This window comes from Marinobacterium halophilum (assembly GCF_003014615.1).
GTDB lineage: Bacteria > Pseudomonadota > Gammaproteobacteria > Pseudomonadales > Balneatricaceae > Marinobacterium > Marinobacterium halophilum.
In genome coordinates this window covers 1-4,025 of the sequence record NZ_PYGI01000038.1, presented here as the reverse complement: position 1 = coordinate 4,025, position 4,025 = coordinate 1, and the positions used below count along the sequence as shown (strand labels likewise).

Annotated in this window: 4 protein-coding genes; 3 read left to right on the top strand and 1 reads right to left on the bottom strand. The window is 36.9% G+C overall.

The window, feature by feature from the left end; translation table 11 throughout:
• Positions 1-369, top strand: a 369-nt coding sequence (locus CLV44_RS17075) for a DDE-type integrase/transposase/recombinase (protein ID WP_146140035.1), incomplete at its 5' end; no start/stop codon positions are given.
• Between the two features lie 119 nt (positions 370-488).
• Here the strand turns inward: CLV44_RS17075 and CLV44_RS17365 are convergent.
• Positions 489-647: a TraK family protein gene (locus CLV44_RS17365; RefSeq protein WP_170069385.1), complete on the bottom strand. Its 159-nt coding sequence runs from the start codon at positions 645-647 to the stop codon at positions 489-491.
• An 889-nt stretch (positions 648-1,536) separates the two neighbouring features.
• On the opposite strand from CLV44_RS17365, the gene CLV44_RS17070 reads away from it, so the two are divergent.
• Both CLV44_RS17070 and CLV44_RS17065 read left to right on the top strand, forming a co-directional pair.
• Entirely contained in the window at positions 1,537-2,802 is a 1,266-nt protein-coding gene (locus CLV44_RS17070) for an AAA family ATPase (protein ID WP_106593329.1), read from the top strand.
• 13 nt (positions 2,803-2,815) lie between these two features.
• The gene (locus CLV44_RS17065) at positions 2,816-3,475 is read left to right on the top strand and encodes an RloB family protein (RefSeq protein WP_106593328.1); all 660 of its coding nucleotides are present in this window, start codon (positions 2,816-2,818) and stop codon (positions 3,473-3,475) included.
• Positions 3,476-4,025 lie beyond the last annotated feature (550 nt).

Below are 4,025 nucleotides of genomic sequence, written 5' to 3'. Positions count from 1 at the left end.
CTGGTCGTAAAAGCCTTGGATATGGCATACGAGCAGCGTGGCAAGCCTGCTGGGCTGATGTTCCATTCGGACCAGGGAAGCCAATATGCCAGCCGGGCCTTCCGGCAACGCCTATGGCGCTACCGAATTCAGCAGAGCATGAGTCGAAGGGGCAACTGTTGGGATAATTCGCCAATGGAGAGGTTGTTCCGTAGTTACAAGTCCGAATGGATGCCTGTGACCGGATACACGTCAGCACGTGAAGCCCTTCGCGATATCAGCTTCTACTTGATGGAGAGGTACAACTGGCAACGGCCGCACCAATACAATCAGGGACAGCCACCCGCTGTGGCAGAGGAAAAACTTAACTTACTGTCCGGTATTAGTTGACCACTACAAGGTGAAAAAGTAAAAGTTGATATTAATAAAAAAACAGCCGCTTTCTTACTCATTTTTTTCCTCCTTGATATACTTCCTTACATAAACAGAAAACTGGTTGTATTTAATTTTTAGCTCACCTTTTTTTGTAGTAGAGACCAAATATCCATAGCTGTATATCCTTGGTTTAAAGCCTCCTCGATATCCTCCAGATATTTCAAGAAAACAACTTTCCCACTACCCATTGAACTTTTCTTCTTGGCAGCATGGAGCTCTTTCAACAATCCCATAGGCATAATCCTCGTGGTACACGAGTTGAAATGATAAATGCTGGAAGCGAACAGAACACCCACGATATATCGTAAGTTTATTAAAGAGCGTAGATTAATTTACGTTAACGACACAATAGAGACACATTAACGACATAATAAGGACACTTTAGCGACACTAATTAAGCAATGGTTATTAATATGTGCTTTAATATTGAAAAATATTATATATTCCACAGATTTATTGGATTGGCTTTCGGTTTTTGGTGAGTGTGTCGTTATGAGGTCGCTACATTGTCGTTTTGGATGCAGGCAGGATAGGTATTCGGTCCACCGCCACCAAGGTAGCAGTGTCCGAATACTCCAACTTATTCGGCCTGACGGCCTCAACGCATCCTGCTCTCCGAGGGAGGCATCAGCTATCACCGCTAATAAAGGTGCTAGAGCATATGAAATCAGACTTGGTAAAAGTCTTGCTAAGATCTCAATAAGCCCTTAAAACAAAGATTGATACACCGGCGGGCCACGAGTACAGGAGAAACCTCATCAAGTTTCCCCTTCGTGAACTTGGACTAAGCTATGAACGACACAGCAACATTGAGCCCAATGCCGCTGAACAGTCATTCCAACCTACTGCCCAACTCTACATTCGCTATCAGATGAAGGCTGCTTGATCAATCACTACCGACAACGCCCCTCTTCCCTGATAAAATCATAACACATTGTTTTAAAAGGGATTATTTTCAGATACGAGTAATTTCATGCTTGTTCGCACTAGTCTGTATGAGCGCTGTTTACTCTATTCAGATCTAAAGATTCCCTTGTCTATATCTAAGCAAATGATATGATCATTCCTAATGCGCATTTTCGAAGAGAATTCTTCGCAAATGCCACTTAGGAGAGATTTAATATGATTATTGACTTCACAGTCTCAAACTTTAGATCCATTAAGGATGAATATACGTTTAGCTTGTATGCTGAAAGTAAATCACAGCACTTACAAGAGAACATCGCATGGCCAAATGATGGCAAGATCGGTGTACTAAGAACTGCCGGTATTTATGGTGCAAATGCTTCAGGAAAATCGAACCTGTTAAGAGCATTTTTAGCCCTTAGATTTATTATTTGCTCCAGCGGTGACTTAAAGGATGGTGACTCGATTCCTTGCTATGAGCCTTACCTACTTTCTGAAAAATTCAAAGATTCACCGACATCTTTTGAAATTGAGTTTTTTTCTAGAGAAAACCTTAGATTTATATATAAGGTATCTTTTATTGAGAAGAGAATTCTATCAGAATCATTAGATTATTATCCTTCTAGGCAAAAAGCTAACATCTTCAATAGAAATGATAATGACACTTGGGAGAGCATTTCTTTTGGAGGACTATATAAAGGTGGCCGTAAGAAAATTGCTTTTTTTGAAAACAATAGCTACTTATCAAAAGCAGGCAATAGCGCAGATGCACCTGAAATAGTAAGATCAATTTTTAACTTTTTCAGAAATGAAATGCTATATATAGGAGCAAATCATCAAGTCAACATGCTTGAGTGGAAGGAAGATCTAGAAAAAATAAAAAAAGTGGCCTCTATTCTTTCTAAGGTTGATACAGGCATAGATGGATTTATTTTTAAAGATGATGATGAAAATAGGTTAAGCTTACCTAGTGATATGCCAAAAGAATTAAAAAAGAGAATTCTTGATGCTGAGAGAAAAAAACCTGTTTTCTTCCATAAAGGTGAAAATGGCATAAAAAATAGCTTTTCAGAGGATATGGAATCATCTGGCACTTTAAAGCTATTTGCCATGTTACCTTTACTATTAGAAACACTAGAATATGGTGGAATATTACTTCTAGATGAACTAGACAACAGCTTCCATCCTCACATTGCTGAATTAATAATTAAGCTTTTCAATGATCCTAAAGTAAATACAAAAAATGCACAGCTAATCTTTTCTACACATAATATAAGTCTTATGTCTCCTTCTGTACTTAGAAGAGACCAAATTTGGCTGACAGAAAAGAGAAATGGAAGCACCTTGATTGCATCATTGGAAGACTTTGACAAAAACATGGTTAAAATGGATAGTCCATTTGACAAATGGTATAGTGACGGAAGGTTTGGTGGTATACCTTCTGTAGATTACACATCAATCTGTAAGACAATTAAATCTTAAATGGAATTTAGAAATGCCTAAACCTAGAGGGAAAAAAAATTTTAAAATAAAGCCTATACTACATATTTTTTGCGAGGGTGAGAAAACTGAAAGAATCTATTTTAACGGTTATCTGAGAGAAAACCATCCAAATAATAGGAGACTTAAAGTAGTAAAAGTAGAAAAAACAAACAAGAACACACCTGTTCAGCTGGTTGAAGTAGCTATTGAATTAAAAGACAAAAAAACAACTCCAGATAACGATGTATTCTGGGTTGTTTATGATAGAGAGTCAAAATCAAAGTATTCTGACTCTTTACATAAACAAGCACTGAGCAAAGCTAAAGCAAAAAGTATAAACGTAGCCATGAGCAATGTTTGCTTTGAGTTATGGATCTTACTCCATCTATCAGAAAGCTATGCTGCATATTCTAGCTATACTGACTTGATTCGAAAAAGTCCGTTAAAAGAAAAACTAAAATCATTAGGCCTAAATAAATACGAAAAAGCTGATGATAAGGTTTTCGACTTAATATGTAAAAATATAGGAACAGCCAGGGAACGTGCTGAAAACATGAACCAAAGAACCATTGATTCTTCATATCATGATGAAAAAGAACCTCATATGCTAAACCCTTATACAAATATTAATGATCTATTAGACGCGATAGACGAATTTGTATCGAAAGCATAGTTATAATTGATATGATTATGAAAACTTAATTCACAACACATGCGAGACTTTAATTATTGTATTTTTCAGAGAAGAGCCGAATCATTATTTTTAATGATAACCATGTAGCTAAATAGGTATAGTAATAAAACCAGGAGTTCTATTTTCGAATCCATATAATATAAAATTAAACCGGCATGATAAATTAGAATGCAATTCAACGATATATAATTTATAAAATTATATATGAATTTTTTATTGATTGGTTTTCATAGTTCTTATGATTACTATACCAAACCGGAAAATACTGATCGCTTATTTGTCGATGAACATCAGTACACATTACTTTTCATATTGCTGCGCCTATAAATTATTTAAGCAGTGTAAATCAGGTCTGATAGACCCGACTGTCTGTACACCTCAGGTCTTTTACCTGTAGATACAGCCGAATTAAGAGCTTTGAGGAGACCACCTAGCAAGTGACTGTGGTGTCCAGTTAAATATTTAAGCCATATTTTCGCCCCAGCGTGTCTCGTTCTTGAGCATGGTGTTGAGCACCACGATCAGCTTG

Excerpts from the sequence above, each read along its gene's own strand:
- CLV44_RS17365 (WP_170069385.1), bottom strand. The coding sequence starts at position 647 with ATGGGATTGTTGAAAGAGCTCCATGCTGCCAAGAAGAAAAGTTCAATG.
- CLV44_RS17070 (WP_106593329.1), top strand. The coding sequence starts at position 1,537 with ATGATTATTGACTTCACAGTCTCAAACTTTAGATCCATTAAGGATGAA.
- CLV44_RS17065 (WP_106593328.1), top strand. The coding sequence starts at position 2,816 with ATGCCTAAACCTAGAGGGAAAAAAAATTTTAAAATAAAGCCTATACTA.